This is a genomic window from Burkholderia sp. AU30280, assembly GCF_020420125.1.
Taxonomy (GTDB): Bacteria; Pseudomonadota; Gammaproteobacteria; order Burkholderiales; family Burkholderiaceae; genus Burkholderia.
Genome location: NZ_JAIZRY010000013.1, coordinates 57,034 through 75,205 on the forward strand (window position 1 = coordinate 57,034; position 18,172 = coordinate 75,205).

12 protein-coding genes and 1 pseudogene are annotated in these 18,172 nt (G+C 68.3%); 2 read left to right on the forward strand and 11 right to left on the reverse strand.

All coding sequences use genetic code 11. The annotated features are described in order from the left end of the window. Positions 1-33 precede the first annotated feature (33 nt). The 9 genes from LGN17_RS26815 to LGN17_RS26855 all read right to left on the reverse strand — a co-directional run bounded on the left by LGN17_RS26815 (position 34) and on the right by LGN17_RS26855 (position 13,025). Positions 34-1,728, reverse strand: coding sequence for a PAS domain-containing sensor histidine kinase (locus LGN17_RS26815; RefSeq protein ID WP_226199661.1), 1,695 nt, complete (start codon positions 1,726-1,728; stop codon positions 34-36). 149 nt (positions 1,729-1,877) lie between these two features. Next, positions 1,878-2,639 (reverse strand): response regulator, encoded by a 762-nt coding sequence (locus tag LGN17_RS26820; protein WP_226199663.1) that lies wholly within the window; start codon positions 2,637-2,639, stop codon positions 1,878-1,880. Positions 2,640-2,716: 77 nt separating this feature from the next. Beyond that, positions 2,717-3,244: a TetR/AcrR family transcriptional regulator gene (locus LGN17_RS26825; RefSeq protein ID WP_226199666.1), complete on the reverse strand. Its 528-nt coding sequence runs from the start codon at positions 3,242-3,244 to the stop codon at positions 2,717-2,719. A gap of 204 nt (positions 3,245-3,448) precedes the next feature. Further along, on the reverse strand, positions 3,449-4,147 hold the full coding sequence (locus LGN17_RS26830; RefSeq protein ID WP_226199668.1) for a membrane integrity-associated transporter subunit PqiC: 699 nt from the start codon (positions 4,145-4,147) through the stop codon (positions 3,449-3,451). Continuing rightward, the gene (locus LGN17_RS26835) at positions 4,144-5,739 is read right to left on the reverse strand and encodes an intermembrane transport protein PqiB (RefSeq protein ID WP_226199670.1); all 1,596 of its coding nucleotides are present in this window, start codon (positions 5,737-5,739) and stop codon (positions 4,144-4,146) included. The genes LGN17_RS26830 and LGN17_RS26835 overlap by 4 nt, the downstream gene beginning before the upstream one ends. Positions 5,740-5,779: 40 nt before the next feature. Next, on the reverse strand, positions 5,780-7,114 hold the full coding sequence (locus LGN17_RS26840; protein ID WP_226199673.1) for a PqiA/YebS family transporter subunit: 1,335 nt from the start codon (positions 7,112-7,114) through the stop codon (positions 5,780-5,782). Positions 7,115-7,234: 120 nt separating this feature from the next. Next, a complete protein-coding gene (locus tag LGN17_RS26845; protein WP_226199676.1) occupies positions 7,235-8,701 on the reverse strand; it encodes an efflux transporter outer membrane subunit in 1,467 nt (488 codons plus the stop codon). Beyond that, on the reverse strand, positions 8,701-11,871 hold the full coding sequence (locus LGN17_RS26850) for an efflux RND transporter permease subunit (RefSeq protein WP_226199679.1): 3,171 nt from the start codon (positions 11,869-11,871) through the stop codon (positions 8,701-8,703). The genes LGN17_RS26845 and LGN17_RS26850 overlap by 1 nt, the downstream gene beginning before the upstream one ends. After that, on the reverse strand, positions 11,868-13,025 hold the full coding sequence (locus LGN17_RS26855; protein ID WP_226199681.1) for an efflux RND transporter periplasmic adaptor subunit: 1,158 nt from the start codon (positions 13,023-13,025) through the stop codon (positions 11,868-11,870). Before LGN17_RS26855 ends, LGN17_RS26850 begins: the two co-directional genes overlap by 4 nt. A 481-nt stretch (positions 13,026-13,506) precedes the next feature. Here LGN17_RS26855 and LGN17_RS26860 point away from each other — a divergent pair, with 481 nt between their 5' ends. Further along, positions 13,507-14,232 carry a TetR/AcrR family transcriptional regulator gene (locus LGN17_RS26860; RefSeq protein WP_226199996.1) on the forward strand — a complete coding sequence of 242 codons (726 nt, stop codon included), beginning with the start codon at positions 13,507-13,509 and terminating at the stop codon, positions 14,230-14,232. A 104-nt stretch (positions 14,233-14,336) separates the two neighbouring features. Further along, a pseudogene (locus LGN17_RS26865) lies at positions 14,337-14,575 on the forward strand (transposase); the annotation flags it as partial. A gap of 240 nt (positions 14,576-14,815) precedes the next feature. Here the strand turns inward: LGN17_RS26865 and LGN17_RS26870 are convergent. Continuing rightward, positions 14,816-17,308, reverse strand: coding sequence for a xanthine dehydrogenase family protein molybdopterin-binding subunit (locus tag LGN17_RS26870; protein ID WP_226199685.1), 2,493 nt, complete (start codon positions 17,306-17,308; stop codon positions 14,816-14,818). 21 nt (positions 17,309-17,329) lie between these two features. Continuing rightward, positions 17,330-17,788 carry a (2Fe-2S)-binding protein gene (locus LGN17_RS26875; protein WP_226199687.1) on the reverse strand — a complete coding sequence of 153 codons (459 nt, stop codon included), beginning with the start codon at positions 17,786-17,788 and terminating at the stop codon, positions 17,330-17,332. Between the last annotated feature and the right edge of the window lie 384 nt (positions 17,789-18,172).

Genomic DNA, 18,172 nt, shown 5'->3' on the forward strand with positions numbered 1-18,172 from the left:
CGGCGCGTCATGCGCGGCCGGCCTGGCGATCCGTCAGCGCAGCACGGCGGCGAGCGCGCGCGCGAGATCGTGCGTCTTCAGCGGTTTGCGCAGCACCATCTTGACGCCGAGCGCGTGGGCCTCTCGTTCGAGCGCCGGCGTGCTGAAACCGCTGCACAGGATGACCGGAAGGTCCTTGCGCCGCTGCGCGATGCGCGCCGCGAGCTGCAGGCCCGTCAGGTCCGGCATCGTATGGTCGGTCACGACGACGTCGAAGCGGGCCGGATCGGCGTCGAATGCAGCCCATGCGGCCTCGCTCGATGAAAATCCGACCGGTTCGTAGCCGAGATCGGCCAGCACGTCTTCCCCGAGCCGGACGAGCGCGTCCTCGTCGTCGATCAGCAGCACCACCTGGCCGCTGCCGCGCGGCACCGGGATCGTCTCGGCCGGCACGGCCGGTTGCACGTCCGCGGCGGGCAGATAAACGTCGAAACGCGCGCCTTCGCCGGGTGTGGAGTGGACGTCGACGGCCCCGCCGTGTTCTCGGACGATGCCGTCGACGAGCGACAGGCCGAGACCGGTTCCCTCGCCGGCGGCGCGCGTCGTGAAGAACGGATTGAAGATGCGTTCGAGGATATCGGCCGGAATGCCGTTGCCGTCGTCCGCAACCGCGAGACGCACGAAACGGCCGGCGCCCACCGCGCCGTGCGACAGCGAGCGCGGCGTGTCGATGCGGACCAGGTCGAGTTCGACGTGCAGCGTGCCGCCTGACGGCATCGCGTGGATCGCGTTGCTGCACAGGTTCATCACGACCTGGTGCAGGTGCGTGGCGTCGCCCAGAATGCGCGCGTCGCGCGCCATCATGCGCACGTCGAGTGCGACATGCGCCGGCAGCGTCGCGCGCACCAGCTCGATCGCCTCGTCGACCACCGCGCCGACATCCACGGGCACCCTGTCCGTCCGGCCGCTGCGGCTGAACGTCAGGATGCGCTCGACCAGCAGTCGCGCGCGTTCGCCGGCCCTCAGCACCTGCTCGATGTCGCGGTGCGCCGGTGCGTCGGGCGCGACGCTGGCGAGCGCCCGATCGCCGAAGCCGAGAATCGCGGCAAGGATGTTGTTGAAATCGTGCGCGACGCCGCCGGCAAAGGTGCCGAGCGCTTCGAGCTTCTGCGACTGCCGCAACTGGCGCTCGAGGCCATGTCGCGTTTCTTCGTCGGCCCGGCGCTGCGTGATGTCCTCGACCGTCGCGATGATCAGGTCTTCCGCGTCCGCGTCGGCCGGCTGATGAGCGGAAAACACGCGCGCCACGCTCATGTCGGTCCACACGACGCGGCCGTCCCGGTGCACGTAACGCTTTTGAAACCTGACGCGATCCTGGCCGCGCACCAGTTGGTCGATATAATTTTGCGTGAGCGCCCGATCGTCGGGATGGGTGATGTCCGATGCGCGCCGCTCCGCCAGCTCGCTGTCGCTATAGCCGACCATCTGCTGAAAGGCGGGATTGGCCATCAGGTAGCGGTCATGCGCGCGCAGCACCAGGATCCCGACCGGGGCGTTCTCGAAGACGGTGCGCCAGCGCTGCTCGCTTGCGCGCATTGCCCGGTTCGCGTGTTCCAGCCGGCGCATGTACGCGGTCAGCACATACATCAGCAGCATCACGCACACGCAGATGGCGCCGACGCGAAACGTCGTGTCGTGCGCGAACGCGGCGAGCACGAGCAGGAAGGCGAGGCAGGCGGCCAGCATCATGGCCCGGTGGCGTCTGGCTCGCCAAAGCGTACGGTGATAGGGCGACGTGTGTGGCATTGGCGTTCAGTCCTGCATCGACGGCGGGTTTCGTCCGTCACGCGCGGCGGCGCGGGGAAGGCGAGGCTGTTCGGGATGCGCGGCCGGCCCGCTCACCCGGAGGATGCGCTCGTCCACCCAGCCGCCGCGCTCAAGCGGGTGACCGGCATGTCCAGCAGGTAACCTGCGCCGCGTACGGTACGGATGAAAACCGGATGCGACGGATCGGGTTCGATCTTGCGGCGCAGACGCAGGATCTGCACGTCGATCGAGCGGTCGTACACGTCGTCGTACAGCCGGCTGGATTCGAGCAACTGGTCGCGCGACAGCACGCGCCCGGGTGCGGCGAGAAACGCATTGAGCAGACAGAATTCCCCGTTGGTGAGTTCGACCGGGGCGCCGTCCGGGTCCGTCAGCCGCCGGGTGCCGACGTTCAACTCCCAGCCGCCGAATCGATACGCGCGGGCATCGTTGTTGCGCCCGGCCGCAGGGGCGGTCGCGCCCGCCCGCCTGAGCAATGCGCGGATGCGCGCGAGCAGCTCGCGGTTGCTGAACGGCTTGGTCAGGTAGTCGTCGGCGCCGAGTTCGAGCGCCATCACGCGGTCGGCTTCGTCCCGTTTGCCGGATACGACGATGATCGGCAGGTTCGAGCGCGCGCGCAGCTCGTGGGCGATCTGCACGCCGTCTTCGCCCGGCATGCGCAGGTCGAGAATCACGAGATCGATCGCAAACGCGTCCAGCGCGCCAGCCATTTCGTGGCCGGAAGCAGCGCCCGTCACGCGGATGTCGTTGTCGGACAGATAGCCGGACAGCAGTTCGCGGATCGCCGGATCGTCGTCGACCACCAGCACGTGAGGAAGGTTGGCGTCCGTCATTGTGCGGATACTCGTCGGGGAACGGCTGAAATTATAGCCGGGGCGACGGTTCGAACGGGTGCCCGCATGGCTGCCTGCTACGCTGGATCGTCTCGCCGCGCATACCGTGCGCCGGCGCTCAGCAGCGCAACGCCGAGCGCGGCCGCCCAAGCGGCCGTGGACGGCATCCGATCGGCGGTGGCCGTCGCGCCGCCTGTCGTCTCGGGTGTCGTGGCCGGTTCGGTGTGCAGGCAGTCGACGATGCGCCGGAACCCGGCATCGCGCAGCGCGTACAGATGGACCTCGACCCACAGCGGGAAACATTCCCAGCTGGCGGCAATGTCCGCGTAGTCGGCTGCGATGCACGAGCCGCCGCTCTTCGGTGCCGCCAGCCGAACTTTCGTGATCATTCGATCGCGGTCGCGGCGAAGGATCTCGACCAACAATTCGCGCTTGTGTTCGAAGTTCGCATAGAACGCGCCGCGCGTGTACCCGGCGCCGTCGGCGATATGTTCGACGCTCGTATCGGCATAGCCTTTCGCGATGAATAGCGCGCGAGCGGCGGCGATGAGCCGTTCGCGGGTGTCGAGCCTGCGTTGCTCGCGCGTGAGGCGGGCGGGTTTCATCGTGGGTTGTCCATGCAGGTGGAAATGGTCGAGGCGGCGCAATGCCGCGTCGCGCAAAACGACGGCGCGACGCGGGAACGGCGGTGCGGCGATGCGTTTTTCATCGGGACGATTCCGTCTGACGATGTCGCTCGATCGTGCAAGGGCACCGGTGCTTTTGAGGCCGGCCGCCCGACCTGGCCGGGCGCGTCTTCGCGGTCCGATTCAATCGACGCGCGGATCCCGCGCGCCGCGCTCGATGGCGGATGGCGCGCTCCGTCGGTCGGGTGTTGCCGCGCGGCATCCGGCGGGTGGCGGCGCGTGCGTCGCCTCCGCCCGAATGCCTGCGGCGACTCCGAGCGCGAGCGTGTCGAGCGCATGGCGGTGCGCGTCGACGAGCGCGTCGTAGCCCGCCGACGCACCGGTTCGAACGATGCTGCGGCACGTCAGTGCGAGTTGTCCGGCACCGGCGCTGACACTCCAGGTCGAGTCGAGCAGCACGTGCGATGCCGGCCACGATTCGATGCGCTGGACGTCCACCGCGACCCGGTAGACGGGCGTGCCGTCCGGGTAAGCGACGCGGTGAACGTCGATGGTGCCCAGCTCGGACGCGACGCGCGTCGACAGCCCGCCGCGCAGTTCGTCGCCGAGCGGTGCGGCCCAGCGCTCCTGCTCCAGGATGTCGGCCCGCGCGGGGCCACGCTGCACGACGAGCCGGTTGCCGTCCGCCGGCGCCACGACGTGCACGGCCTGGATGTCGATCAGCCATGCGGGATGCGCGGCGGGGCCGCCGCCGGCACTGGCCGGCGCCGCCAGGGTATGGAAGCGCACGGGCGGCGACGCGCACGCGCTCAGCGCGGCCAGCGCGACGCACGTCGCGATGCGCGCCGTCATGCGAAGGAGGCGAAACGGGCGCGCGTTCATTGCCGCTCTCCCTTCTTGCCGAACAGCAGCGCTTCGGGATGCCGCTCCAGATAGTCGGCGAGCGCATTCAACGACTGGAGCGTATGCGTGAGCGACTGCATCGCGTCGTGCACGTCGGACTGCATCGGCGAATCCTGCCGCAACGTCGACTCGGCGGTGTTGAACGTGCGCTGCGCGGCGGCCAGCGTGTCGCGCGCCTGCGGCACGACCTGCTCGTCGAGGTGGCCGAACAACTGGTTCGCATGCTCCAGTGCGCTGTTCAGGCTGTTGCCGATCCGGTCGAACGGAACCTGGTCGAGCTTGCGCGCGATATCGGCGATCTGCACCTGGAGTTCGTCGAGCGTGTTCGGGACGGTCGGAAGTTCGACCGGTGTGCGGTGCACGTTCACGCTCGCGCGCGGCGCCTTCGGGAACATGTCGAGCGCCACGTAGAGCTGGCCGGTCAGCAGGCTGCCGGTGCGCAACTGTCCGCGCAGCCCCTGGACTACCAGGTGTTCGAGCAGTTCATGGCCGCCGGCCGTATCGGGCGCGGGCAGCGCCGTGTCGCTGTGTCGGCTCAGTCGTGCCGGATACAGCGCCATCGTGACCTTCATGCTGAAACTGCGCGTGTGCTCGTCGTACTCGATGCCGATGTTCGTGACCTGTCCGAGCGCGATGCCGCGAAGATCGACCGGCGCGCCGACCGACAGCCCGCGCAGCGACTGGTCGAAGCGCATCACGACCATCAGCGGCGTGCCGTCCGGGTCGCGCATCGCGTCGGCTTCGTCGGATGCGAGCCGGAACGACGCGTTGTCGGCCGCCTGCGGCGCCTCCGGCTGCCCGGGCGGCGACTGAAACGCGAGACCGCCGACGATCACCGTCGCCAGCGACTGCGTGTTGAGTTTCAGGCCGCTCGAGTCGAGCCGCAGGTCCACGCCGCTCGCGTGCCACCAGCGCGTGTTGGTGCCGACGTACTTGTCGTAGGGGGCCTTGACGAACGCCTGTACGTCGACGCCGGTACCGTCCTTGTCGAGCGAGAAGCCGACGACCTGACCGACCTGCAGATGCCGGTAGAACACCGGCGAACCGATGTCGATCGAGCCGAGCGAGTCGCCATGCAGCAGATAGCTGTGGCCCAGCTGGTCCGCGGTGACGGCCGGCGGCGTCTCGAGGCCGGTGAAGTCGGTCTGCTTCTGCTGCGAGCGGCCGAGGTCCGCACCGATGTACGCGCCGGAGAGCAGCGTGCCGAGCCCGGAAATCCCACTGGCGCCGACGCGCGGCCGCACGACCCAGAAGCGCGTATCGCGGTTCGCGAACCGCGCGGCGTCGCGCGTCAGTTGAATGCTGACGACGACGCGCTTGAAGTCGGGCGTGAGCGTGATGGCCTGGACGGAGCCGATATCGACATCCTTGTAGCGGACCTTGGTCTTGCCGGCTTCGAGGCCTTCGGCGTTGGCGAACGTGACCGAGATCGTCGGGCCGGTCGCGGCGACGGTCCGGATCACGAGCGACAGCCCGATCAGCGCGCACACGAGCGGCACGATCCAGACGAGGGACGGGATCCAGCGGCTGCGCGGCCGGATCTCGGTTTGAGGCAAATCGGACGGATGCATCGTTTGGGAATGTGAAGGAAATCGGCGGGCTTTCGCCCGGTCAGGGTTGGCGCCGGGCGGCGACCGGGCGCGCCGCGCCGTCCCAGATGAGCCGCGGATCGAACGCCAGCGACGCGCACATGGTCAGCACGACCACGGCGCCGAACGCGAGCGCGCCGGGGCCGGGCGTGATGTCGGCGAACGAGCCGAAATGCACGAGCGCGATCGTGAGCGCGACGACGAACACGTCGAGCATCGACCAGCGGCCCACGCGCTCGACCAGCCGATGGAGCCGGGCTCGTTCGAGCGGGCGCCATTGCGCGCCGCGATGCGCGGCAATCGCCTGAAACGCGAGGATCGCGAGCTTGAGCATCGGCACGAGCACGCTGGCGACGAACACGACGACGGCGAGCGCCCAGTCGCCGGACGTCCAGAAGTACGCGACGCCGCCGAGAATCGTGTCGTCCTCGGCGCGGCCGAGCGACGTCGCGTGCATGACAGGCAACAGGTTCGCCGGGATGTAGAGGAGTGCGGCGGCGGCGACGAGGGCGCCTGTACGGGCGGCGCTGTCAGGGCGGCGTGCGTGCAGCGGCGATCCGCAGCGCGTGCAACGCTGGCCGCATGCGTGCGCCGGCTGCACGCGCGAGCAGAGGTGACAGGCGATCAATCCCGCTGCGCGGGCCGTCATGGCCGCCGATCCGCTGCCTTCGGTTGCCCGCGGCGCGCTATGTTGCGTCATGTCGGGGCAGGGCCGCTTCGTGCGGCCGGCGTCGCCGGGCTGCAGTGCGACGAGTTCGTCGTGCGCATCCCACAGGCGGCCCGGTTCTCCCGACGACAGAACGCAGAGCATCACGGTAAGCCCGCCGAACGCGAACAGCGCGGGCCCGGCGAGCACGTGCGCGAGGCTCGTCATTTTGACGATCGTGATCAGTACGCCGAGCATCAACACTTCCACCATGCTCCACGGCCGCAATCGCTGAATGCCGTGCAGGACCGGCGCAAAGTGCCGCGGTACGCGGCCGGCGCGCAACGGCGCGAGCAGGTACAGCCATGCGGCGAGCTCCAGCAGCGGGAACAGCATCGTCGTGCAGAACACGAGCGCGGCCACCACCGGCTGGTCGTTCGACCATAGCGCGAGCACCGCGTCGCCGAGCGTCGCGTGCGACGCGATGCCGGCCGCATCGAGCGCGACGATCGGAAAGGCCTGCGCGATGCAACACGTCAGCAGCGCGGCGAGCGTCAATGCGCACATCCGGTCGAGCGAGCGGCGGCCGTGCGCCGCACCGCTCACGCGGGCGCGGCACCTCGGGCAGTGTGCCGCCAGCGCGCGCAGGCGCGGCGGACGCTGAAGCAGCAGGTCGCATTCGTGGCAGGCGACCAGGTTGTCGGGTTTCATCGGGAATCGATCATGCGGGTAACGAACGCCCGGCGCCGTGGGGCACCGGACATCGGGCTTCGAGGTGTCGGACCGGTGCGACCCGAAGGCACGCGGCCGGTCCGTCGACGCAAGCAGCGGCTATTGCCGGGCCGCGACCGTCGTGCCGGTGTCGGGCGGCAGCTCGCCCATCGCCTGCAGGAGCGCCGCCGTATCGGTCATCCGGCGGCTCGCGGCACGCACCGCGTCGAGCTCCGCGTTCAGGTATTGCTGCTCGCTCGCCTGTTGCGCGGACACTGGAACGGCGCCCAGCGTGCGGCGCTGCACCGTTTCGTCGAAAGCCGTGCCCGCCGCGCGCGCCGCGATTTCGTTCGCGGCCTGTGCCTGGGCGTCGTTTTCCAGCGCCGCGAGCGAATCCGCGACATCGCCGAACGCGGACAGCACCGCCGACTTGTACTGAAGCACGGCCGCGTCGTAGGAATCGAGCGCCGCGCGCCGATGGGCCAGCAGCGCGCCGCCGTGGAAAATCGGCTGCGACAGGCCGGCGCCGACTGCCCACAGCCCGCCCGCACCCGACAACAGGGCCGGCCAGCTGAATCCGCCGCGCCCCATCGTCGCGGTGAGCGACAGGCTCGGGAACAACTGCGCGGTCGCCTCGCCGACGTCCGCCGAGGCGGCCTTCACGGCCGCTTCGGCCGCGCGGATGTCGGGGCGCGCCTTCAACAGGCCGGACGGCACGACGACGGGCACGTGCGCTGGCAGCGACAGGCTGGCGAACGCAGGGACCGGCGGCGGCGTGTCGGGCGTGCGGCCCAGCAGGATCGCGAGCGCGTGGACGGCGGTCGCGCGTTGCTGGCGCAGCGGCGGCAGCGTCGCGGCGAGCGACGCCGCGCCCTGCGTCGACGCCAGCGCCTGCACGTGTGACACCGCGCCGAGCGCGTAGCGTTGCTGGTTGTCGCGTGCGGACGCTTCGGCGACGGCGACCAGGCGCTCGGTCAGCAAGATCTGGCGGTCGAGCGCCGCGGCGCCGATGGCGGTGCCGACGATGTTGGCCGCCAGCGCGCGCCGCGCCGCTTCGAGTTCGCAACCGCGCACGTCGACGCGCGCGGCGCTCGCCGCGTTCGCATACCGCGTCGCGCCGAACAGGTCGAACGTGTAATGCGCTTGCAGTTGTCCGACGAATACGTTGTAGCGCAGGGTCTGTGTACCCGTGCCGGAAATGTCCGGCGTGCGCGTGCGGGCGACCTGTGCGTTCGCGTCGATCGACGGCAGCGTCGACGCGCCGACCTGCGCGCGCAGCTCCTGCTGCGCGGCGGCGAGCGTCTTTTCGGTCGCGGCCAGCGTCGGGTTCGCGCGCAAGCCTTCGTCGACCAGCGCGTCGAGCGCGCTGGAGCGATACAGCCGCCACCATTGCGGGACGGGCGCGGCGCCGACGTCGAATTGCTGGGCGACGCCCGCCGCCTCGGCGGTCTGCGACGCCTGGGGTGTCGCGCCGTAGTGCGCCGGCGACGGCATCGCGGGCGGCGTGCTGCTCGGGGCCATCGCACAGCCGCTCAGGCCCAATGCCGCGCTCGCGGCGAGCACCGATGGGATACGAGAGAGTTTCATCAGCATGTCTCCGAGGACGCGACGTCCATTGCGCGCGACTCGCGTTCGTCGCCGCGCACCTTGAAGCAGGTCGCATAGAGGGCCGGCAGGAAGAAGATGGTCAGCACCGTCGCGATCGTGATGCCGCCCATCAGCGCGGTGGCCATCGGGCCGAAGAAGCCGGAACGCAGCAGCGGAATCAGCGCGAGCACCGCGGCCGCGGCGGTCAGCATGATCGGCCGGAAGCGGCGCACCGTCGCGCCGACGATCGCCGTGAAGCGAGGCTGGCCGGCCGCGATGTCCTGGTCGATCTGGTCGACCAGGATCACGGAGTTGCGCATGATGATCCCGAACATCGCGATCACGCCGAGCAGCGCGACGAAGCCGAACGGCTTGCCGAACAGCAGCAGCGCGGCGACCACGCCGATCAGGCCGAGCGGCGCCGTCAGCACGACGATGAAGGTGCGCGAGAAGCGCTTGAGCTGGATCATCAGCAGCGTCAGCACCGCGATGATCATCAGCGGCATCTGCGCGTTGATCGACGTCTGGCCCTTCATGCTTTCCTCGGCCGCGCCGCCGATCTCGACCCGGTAACCGGCCGGCAGCGTCGCGCGCACCGTCGCGAGCGCGCTGTCGATGTCGCGCGTCACGCCGATGCTCGGCGCTTCGCCGCGCACGTCGGCCTGCACGGTGACGGTCGGCTGGCGGTCGCGTTCCCAGATCACGCCGTATTCGAGCGTGTCGCGCACGTGGCCGATCGCGCCGAGCGGCACCGGGCCGTGCGGCGTCGGGATCGCGAGACCCGCGAGCTTCGACGGGTCGACGCGTTCGCTTTTCGGCGCGCGCAGGTCGACGTCGATCAGCTTGTCGCGCTCGCGATACTGCGTGACCGTGTAGCCGGACAGCGTCATCGCGAGGAAGCCCGACACGTCCTCCGACGTCACGCCGAGCTGGCGGGCCTTGAGCTGGTCGATCTCGAACGACACCGATCGCTCGGCCGGCTCGTCCCAGTCGAACTGCACGTTGCGCGTGCGGGCATCGGCGCGCACCTTGTCCGCCACTTTTTCGGCGATGCCGCGCACGGTCGCGATGTCGTCGCCGCTGACGCGGAACTTGATCGGGAAGCCGACGGGCGGCCCGTTTTCGAGCCGCGCGACGCGCGTGCGCACGGTCGGGAAGTGGCTTGCGAGCGTCGACTCGAGCCAGTGCGACAGCCGGTCGCGCGTTTCGACGTCCTTGGCCGTGATCACGAACTGCGCGAAGTTCGGCTGCTGAAGCTGCTGGTCGAGCGGCAGATAGAAGCGCGGCGCACCGGTGCCGACGAAGTCGACGACATGATCGATTTCAGGCCGCCCGTCGAGCACCTTTTCGAGCCGCTTCGCCTCGCGCAGCGTCGCGTCGAACGAAGCGCCCTCCGGCAAGCGCATGTCGACCAGCAGTTCGGGCCGTTCCGAATTCGGGAAAAACTGCTGCGGCACGCGCGTGAACGCCGCCATCGCGATCGCGAACAGCACCGCCGTCACGCCGAGCACCACCCAGCGGCGCTCGATGCAGGCCGAGATCCACCCGGACAGCCGCCGGTAAAATCCCGTCTCGTACACCTCCTGTCCATGTGCATGACCGTCGTGATGCTGCCGCTCGGGCAGCATGTGGTAGCCGAGCAGCGGCACCAGCACGACGGCGGCGAACCACGACACGATCAGCGAGATCGCCGACACCTCGAAAATCGACCGCGTGTATTCGCCGGTGCTCGATTTCGCGAGCGCGATCGGCAGGAAGCCCGAGACCGTGACGAGCGTGCCGGTCAACATCGGGAACGCCGTGCTCGTGTACGCGAATGCCGCGGCGCGCGCCCGGCTCCAGCCTTGCTCGAGCTTCACCGCCATCATTTCGACGGCGATGATCGCATCGTCCACCAGCAGTCCGAGCGCGAGCACCAGCGTGCCGAGCGACACCTTGTCCAGGCCGATGCCGAACGCGTGCATGCACAGCGCGGTCACGGCGAGCACGATCGGGATCGTGATGACGACGACCATGCCCGTACGCAGGCCGAGCGACACGAGGCTGACGACGAGCACGATCGCGACGGCTTCGCCGACCGCTTCGACGAAGTCGTCCACCGAGTGCTTGACGGCATGCGGCATGCTCGACACCGCGCTGAGCTTCAGACCGGCCGGAAGGCCGGCCTGGAGTTCGGCCGCCTTCGCATCGAGCGCCTTGCCGAGGTCGATCACGTCGCCGCCTTTTTGCATCGTGACGCCGATGCCGAGCACGGCGTGACCGTTCGCACGCATCTGCGTGGCGGGCGGATCGTCGTAGCCGCGCGTGACCTTCGCGACGTCGCCGAGCCGGAATGTCCGGCCGTTCACCGTGATCAGCATGTCGGCGAGCGCCTGCGTGTCCTTGAATGCGCCGCTCGGCCGCACGAACACGCGATCGTCCGCCGTCGTGATCGTGCCGACCGGTGCGACGGTGTTTTGCGCATCGATCGCCTGTGCGAGCTGCTGCGGCGTGATGGCCAGCCGCGTCAGCTGCGCATTCGAGATCTCGACGAACACGTGCTGGGCGGGATCGCCGAAGTAGTCGACCTTCGCGACGCCCGGCACGCGCAACAGCGCGGTGCGCAGCGTGTCCGCATAGTCGTGCAGTTGCGCGGGCGAGTAGCCGTCGCCTTCCAGCGCATAGAGGTTGGTATAGACGTCGCCGAATTCGTCGTTGAAGAACGGGCCGACGGTTCCCTTCGGCAGCGTCGCGCGGATGTCGCCGACCTTCTTGCGCACCTGATACCAGGTTTCCGGCACCTGGTCGACCGGCGCCGAATCCTTCATCGCGAAGAAGATCATCGACTCGCCGGGCCGCGAATAGCTCTTGATATTGTCGACGTAGGGCGCGGCCTGGAGCTGGCGGCCGATCCGGTCGGTGACCTGTTCCTGCACTTCGCGCGCCGTGGCGCCCGGCCAGTAAGTCTGGATCACCATGGTGCGGAACGTGAACGGCGGATCCTCCGATTGCGCGAGACGCGTATAGCCGATCACGCCGAAGATTGTCGCGAGGCCGATCAGGAAGATCACCAGTTGCTGATGCTTCAGCGCCCACGCGGAGAGGTTGAAACGGTCGTCGTCGCGTGATGCGGCGCCGGCGTGCGCGCCGTGCCCGCCGTCGTCCGGGTGCCGGTGTTCTGGGGCATTCATGACGCGAAATCCTCCGCATGCAGCGGCGGCACGACGCGCACGTGCAGGCCGGCGCTGACCGTATGGACGCCTTGCATCACGACGCGTTCGTCGTCCGCGAGGCCCGACGTGACGGTGATCGTGCGTTCGTCATAGCGTCCGACCGACACCGGCCGCAGTTCGAGCGTGTCGCTACCCTTGCGGACCACCCAGACGGCCGGCGCGTCGCCGCGATGAAAGAGCGCCGTGGCCGGCAGCGTGATCGCATGATCCGCGGCGTCGGCGTCGAACGTCACGCTGGCGGTCATGCCGGAGCGGACGTCCGGGCCCGGCGCGAGCAGCGTCAGCTTCACGCGCCAGGTGCGGCTCTGCGGATCGGCGGCCGCCGCGACTTCGCGCACGCGCGCGTCGAACACCTTGCCGGGGAGTGCCGTCAGGCTGACGTGCGCGGTGCGGCCGACCGCGAGATCGCGCAGGTCGCGCTCCGCGACGTCGCAGGCGATGTCGAGGTCGCCGCTCCAGTCCAGATGAAACACCGCCTGGCCGGGCTGCACGTTCTGCCCGGTATCGGCATCCTCCGACGTGATGACGCCGTCGTGATCCGCGACCAGCGTCGCGTAGCGCAGCTGATCGCTCGCGAGCGCCATTTGCGCGAGTGAGGAATCGCGTTGCGCGACCGCCGATGCATACGCGTCCTGCGTCGTTTCGAGCTGGGCGGGCGCGATCAGGTTGGCCTGAGCCTGCGCACGGTCGCGATCCAGTTGCTGTTTCGCATAGGCGACGCGGTGCTCGGCGGCATCGAGCTGCGCACGCGCATTCAGCAACGTGTTGTGCAGATCGGCCGGATCGAGCATCGCGAGGGCCTGGCCCGCCTTGACGGTGTCGCCAATCCGTACGCGCCGCTCGACGATCTTGCCGCCGACGCGGAACGACAGCGGCGTCGAATATCGTGCCTGAACCTGCGCGGGCAGCACGCGCTGCTCGGCGCCGTTGTCCGCATGCACCGCCAGCGCGACCACCGGCTGCAGCTCGGGTGCGGGAGCCTCGTGCGAGTGGCAGGCCGTCAGAAGAATCGCACAGCAGGCGAACGCGATCGGCGCGCGCCGGGCCGGCGGCGCGAAGCGTGTCAGAAACGGGCGCGGTGAAGTCCGCGCGTCAAGACCGGGTGATTTCACGATGTTTCCAAGACAAGTGAGGGGCCAACTGAAAAGGGTTCGGCGACCACGACAGGTCGCCCGGTTGCACAGGCGCGCTCCGGCTTCGCCGTCGCGGACGTTTCTGCTGATAAATCAGGACTCCAATGTTTGTGTTGCAAATCGTCCGGGTTGCCGGCATGCCGATGCCCATGCATGGCGAAGGCGGTGGACCTGCGGACGGATCGACCGCTTAGCCGGGCGGCGACGGAACCGGGCGATGCCGCACATCGCCGTTGCGCGATGTGCGCGCGCGGCGGAATGACGAACCAGCGGCGACGGCTTGCACAGGTCATCGACGCACTGGCTTTGCCCGCTACCGCGCATCGGAGACCGTATCGGCCCGGGAATCCGCGTCGACTTTTCCGAGATTAAACTCATAACTGATAATATTGTCAAGTATGAGTGGGTCATCTAGAATCGAGGCATGCAGAAAATTCATTCGGATAAGGGAGACGCGCTCATGAACCGAACGGTCGGGCCCCATCGCTCGAAAGTCTCCACCGGGGAAGCGGAGCGCCGCCAACCACGCGGCGTTCGCCGCAAGCAGGCGACGCACATGCGTCTGCTGCAGGCAGCGTTCAGGCTGATGGCGGAAAAAGGGAGGGATAACGTGGCGATCAGCGAGATCACCGATGCCGCGGATGTAGGGTTCGGCTCGTTCTACTACCACTTCGAATCCAAGGACGGCATCTTCGACGCGCTGACCGAGTGGGTGTTCGACGATTTCGCGGACGAGCTCGAGCGTCTCGCGGGCGGCTTGTCGGATCCCGCGGAGGTCGTCTCCGTATGCGTGCGTCACACGCTCATGCGCGCGCGCCGCGAGCGGCTCTGGGGCTGCTTCCTGGTGCGCGAGGCGTTCTCGGTGCGTGCGCTCGACCGCGGGCTGGGTCAGCGGTTGCTACGGGACAGCGAGCGCGGTATCGCGGCACGCCGCTTCGTCGTGACCGATCCGTTCATGAGCGCCCTGACGATGATGGGTACGGTCCTGGCGGCAATCACGGCGGAACTTCACGCGGCCGGCACGGCCGCGGGTAGTCGAAGGGGGCTGGCCGTCGAGAAGGGGGCGCTCGCGGAACGAGCCGCAGCGAGTGTGTTGCAGACGCTCGGCCTGACGCGTGCCGAGGCGGAGGATGTCGCGAATCGACCGCTACCGCCGGGCGACTTCACGGTGCTGAACGGCAACTGACTACGGCCTCGCCATTAGAAGCGGTTTCAAAATGCTCCCGTGGGGCTGTCAACTTTCGCGGCACGCTCTTAACCTTCGGCATCGGAATAACCGAGGCCGAGGAGATGGGCAAACCGATCATCGACGACGAACTGGCGATATTGATCGAGCCGTTACTACGCCGCTCAAGCCACGGCGCGAGAAGGGCCCAGGCCGCTTGCCAGTTTCGAATCGCGCCGCGCTGACCGGCATCCTGTTCGTTCTCGAGACGGGACTGCGCTGGCGCAACTTGCCCGCCGAGATGGGCTGCGGCTCGCGCGTGACGTGCTGGCGACGGCTACGCGATTGGCAGGCTGCGGGGGTAGTGGCCCGCGAAATGGATGGATTCAACAGGGTGTTGCAACTCATTTGATCAATGCGGTGCCCACATCGCGACACCGGATCCGTCCACGCGCTCATATGCGAGGTCGAGCGCAAGCAGGCTGACCGCGTGCGCGGCCGATATCCGGCCCGCGCCAGCCGGCAGCGTTCCGATCGAGCTCCGGATTTGCTCGACTTGCAATCGTTGTCGCGAGAAACTCGCGCGATCCCGCCCGATTGCCACTTACGTCATCGTCCCTTTCTTCAGCTCGTCGATGCATGGGATGCCGGCGCGCCGTTTCGGCCGCAGGAATTTCGGCACCGTGCTCGCCTGGCCGACACCTGCTTGGCTTTGATCGGTCCTGGGCTTCAACGCGGCCGGCTTGACCTTGCGCGGCATCCGGCAGCCGCCGGCCGGCAGGTCGCCGTACGGTTCCTCGTCGACGGCCGCCGCGGGGGCCGCCGGCATTCCGGGGGCCGCCGATGCGACCAGCATCGGGCCGAACGGCAGCGCGTGCAGCCGCTCGCCGGTCAGCACGAACGCACCGTTGGCCACGGCCGGCGCAATCGGCGGCACGCCGGCGTCGCTCAGCCCGGTCGGGTGTGCGTCCGACGGAACGAAGAAGACATCCACCGGCGGCGCTTCCTGCATGCGCACGGGCGGATAGTCGGCGAAACCGGCGTTGCGGACCGCGCCATGGTCAATGTCGATCGCGAATCCCGGCTTCGTCATCGCGAGGCCGAACAGCGCACCGCCCTGGATCTGCGCTTCCGCGCCGGTCGGGTTGACGATGCGGCCCGCATACACGCCCGCCGTCACGCGATGCACGCGCGGCTGCTGCGCTTCGATCGACACTTCCGTGACGTACGCGACGACCGAGCCGGCCGTTTCGTGCATCGCGACGCCCCACGCATGCCCGGCCGGCAGCGTGCGTGTGCCGTAGCCGGATTTGTCGACGGCCAGCGCGAGCGCCTGGCGATGGGGCGTATGCTCGGGGCCGGCCAGCCGCGCCTGCCGGTAAGCGACTGGATCCTGTCGTGCCGCGTGCGCGAGTTCGTCGACCAGCGTTTCCATCACGAACGCCGTATGCGTGTGGCCGCCCGAACGCCACGACTGGACCGGCACGTCGACGTCGGTTTGATGGACCGATACCTGCATCGGGAAACCGTACGGGCTGTTCGCCACGCCTTCGGTCAGGTCGGGATCGGTGCCGCTTTTGCGAATGGTCGTGCGTTCGAGCGGCGACCCCTTCAGCACCGACTGGCCGACGACGACGTGCTGCCAGTCCCGCACCGCGCCGCTGCCATCGACACCGATGTCCACGCGATGCAGCACCATCGGGCGGTAATAGCCGCCGCGCAGATCGTCCTCGCGTGTCCAGATCGTCTTGACCGGGCCCAGGTGGCCGGCCGCCAGGTATGCGGCGGACACGCGGGCGGCTTCGACCACGTAGTCCGACGTCGGCGTCGAGCGCCGGCCGTAGTCGCCGCCCGTCGCCATCGTGAAGATCTGGACTTTCTCCGGCGCGACGCCGAGTGCCTTCGCGACCGCCGCGCGGTCGGTCATCTGAAGCGACGAGCCGCCCCAGATCTTGATCCCGCACGCGCAGCTCGGCGGCCCGACGTCGACCGTGCAGCTGAGCGGCTCCATCGCCGCGTGCGCGAGATACGGAAATTCGTAGTCCTTCTGGATCCGCGTTGTCGCCGGCGGCGCGCTGCCGGTGTCGGCCGTGCGTACCATGGTCCCCGGCGTATCGGCGAGCTGCTTGTACGCCTGCATCTGTTCGGCGGACGTGACGGTCGAGCCGGCGTCCTGCCACGTGACCTTCAGCGCATCTCGGCCGAGCTTGGCCGGCCAGTAGCCGTTCGCGATCACGGCCACGCCGGTGCCGCCGCGATCGGTCGGAATCTCGACGACCTCGACCACGCCCTTGACTGCCCGGGCCGCCGCCGCGTCGTAGCTCGCGACCTTGCCGCCGAAGCGCGGCGGGCGCGCGACCACGGCCACCATCGTGTCCGGCAGACGCCAGTCCATCCCGTACTTGAGCGTGCCGTCGAGCATCGCGCGCGAATCGACGCGCGGGGTTGGCTTGCCGATGATGCGGAACTGGTCCGGCGACTTCAGCGGTACGTGTTGCGGCACTTGCATTGCCATTGCATCGGGCGCGAGTTCGCCGTAGGTCGCGCGATGGTTGCCGGAGGTCACGACGCCATTCGCGGTGCGGCACGTGGCGGGATCGACGTCCCAGCGCCGGGCGGCCGCGGCGACGAGCATCGCGCGCGCGGATGCGCCGAGTTCGCGGTATTGCGTAAACGAATGGTTGACCGAGGTCGAGCCGCCGGTCATCTGGATGCCGGTCACCGGATCCCGGTACGGTTCGCCGGCGGGCGCGAGCACGGTGCGCACATTGCGCCAGTCGGCATCCAGTTCGTCGGCCAGCGCCATCGGCAGCGCGGTGCTGACGCCCTGGCCGGACTCGGTCCGGTTGACGGCAACCGTCACCGTGTTGTCCGGCGCGATGATGACGAACGCCTGGGGCGGCGAGGTTCGCAGGCTGGTGTCGGTCGCGGCCGCGGTACGCAGCGGCGGGATGCCCAGCGCGAGACAGCCGCCCGCGGCCATCGTGAGTTTCAGAAAGCCGCGTCGGCCCGGGTTCGGCGAAACGGTCGAGGCGGGCGCGGCGTGGAGGTGTTGAGCGTCGGCGCTCGCCGAGCCGCCGACAGTGCGGATTCGCATGGTGACAGTCTCCCGACAGGCTTATGCAAGCGCACCGGCCGCATCGTGAATCGCGGCGCGGATGCGCTGGTAGGTCGCACAACGGCACAGGTTGCCGGCCATCGCGGTATCGATGTCGGCGTCGGTCGGCGCCTTGTTGCTGCGCAGCAGGCCGACCGCGCTCATCATCTGGCCGCTCTGGCAGTAGCCGCATTGCGCGACGTCGTGCCGGACCCACGCGTCGAGCACGGCCTTGCCGATCGCATCGTCGGCGAGGTGTTCGGACGTCGTGATACGGGCTTGGCCCACCGCCGACAGCGCGAGCGTGCAGCTATGCGTGGGCCGTCCGTCGACATGGACGGTACAGGCGCCGCAGTCGCCGGTGTCGCACCCGAACTTGGTGCCGGTCAGGCCAAGGTTGTCGCGCAGCACCCAGAGCACCGGCGTCGACGGGGCGGCGTCGACCTCCGCCAGCCGGTTGTTGATATTCAACGTCACCATCGTGATGTTCTCCCTCGGGCATCTCGTTATCGCGCGCATCACGAAACCGCAATGCGGCGGATGTGAATCAATTAAAGCAGACTCGAGAATAAATCAGCACCCCGGGATTCGGCGTTTTTCCTTTCTTAATAATTCACGTGATTTATTTAAAGCTGAAATATTACATCTCTCATACGAATCATCAAATCGGCACGAAAGATTGTTGAGTTTTGACAAAAAATTCTCCGACTCATGGAAAACGTTTGCGAGTCGAGCATATATTTGACTCGCGATCACGCCAGGAGGCTTAGAGGTCGAACGACGGGCACCACCAGGTCGATATGCGGAAAATCGAACTCCGGCTGTCAGGAAGATCGATGTTCAGCGTTCTTTTAATCGGCGGAA